Raw genomic sequence first — 1,099 nt, forward strand, 5'->3', positions numbered from 1 at the left:
TGAGACAGGTGCTGCATGGCTGTCGTCAGCTCGTGTTGTGAAATGTTGGGTTAAGTCCCGCAACGAGCGCAACCCTTATCCTTTGTTGCCAGCGGTTCGGCCGGGAACTCAAAGGAGACTGCCAGTGATAAACTGGAGGAAGGTGGGGATGACGTCAAGTCATCATGGCCCTTACGAGTAGGGCTACACACGTGCTACAATGGCATATACAAAGAGAAGCGACCTCGCGAGAGCAAGCGGACCTCATAAAGTATGTCGTAGTCCGGATCGGAGTCTGCAACTCGACTCCGTGAAGTCGGAATCGCTAGTAATCGTGGATCAGAATGCCACGGTGAATACGTTCCCGGGCCTTGTACACACCGCCCGTCACACCATGGGAGTGGGTTGCAAAAGAAGTAGGTAGCTTAACCTTCGGGAGGGCGCTTACCACTTTGTGATTCATGACTGGGGTGAAGTCGTAACAAGGTAACCGTAGGGGAACCTGCGGTTGGATCACCTCCTTACCTTAAAGAACCTGCCTTTGTAGTGCTCACACAGATTGTCTGATGAAAAGTAAATAGCAAGGCGTCTTGCGATTGAGACTTCAGTGTCCCCTTCGTCTAGAGGCCCAGGACACCGCCCTTTCACGGCGGTAACAGGGGTTCGAATCCCCTAGGGGACGCCACTTGCTGGTTCGTGAGTGAAAGTCACCTGCCTTAATATCTCAAAACTGACTTCCGAGTCATGTTTGAGATATTTGCTCTTTAAAAATCTGGATCAAGCTGAAAATTGAAACGACACACTGTGTCTGTTCTCCGTAATAAGAACAGACAAGCGGTGTGTTCGAGTCTCTCAAATTTTCGCAACACGATGTGTTTTACGAAACACCTTCGGGTTGTGAGGTTAAGCGACTAAGCGTACACGGTGGATGCCCTGGCAGTCAGAGGCGATGAAGGACGTGCTAATCTGCGATAAGCGTCGGTAAGGTGATATGAACCGTTATAACCGGCGATTTCCGAATGGGGAAACCCAGTGTGTTTCGACACACTATCATTACGTGAATACATAGCGTAATGAAGCGAACCGGGGGAACTGAAACATCTAAGTACCCCGAGGAAAA

Annotated in this window: 1 tRNA gene and 2 rRNA genes; all 3 read left to right on the top strand. The window is 50.0% G+C overall.

From position 1 onward, the window contains the following. Positions 1-503, top strand: a 16S ribosomal RNA gene (locus tag AC07UY_RS21745); the annotation flags it as partial. An 85-nt stretch (positions 504-588) separates the two neighbouring features. Next, positions 589-664: transfer RNA gene (locus AC07UY_RS21750), tRNA-Glu, on the top strand. Between the two features lie 216 nt (positions 665-880). Next, positions 881-1,099: ribosomal RNA gene (locus AC07UY_RS21755) — 23S ribosomal RNA — on the top strand; the annotation flags it as partial.

It is taken from the genome of Citrobacter sp. GW821-FHT02E08, from assembly GCF_059421685.1.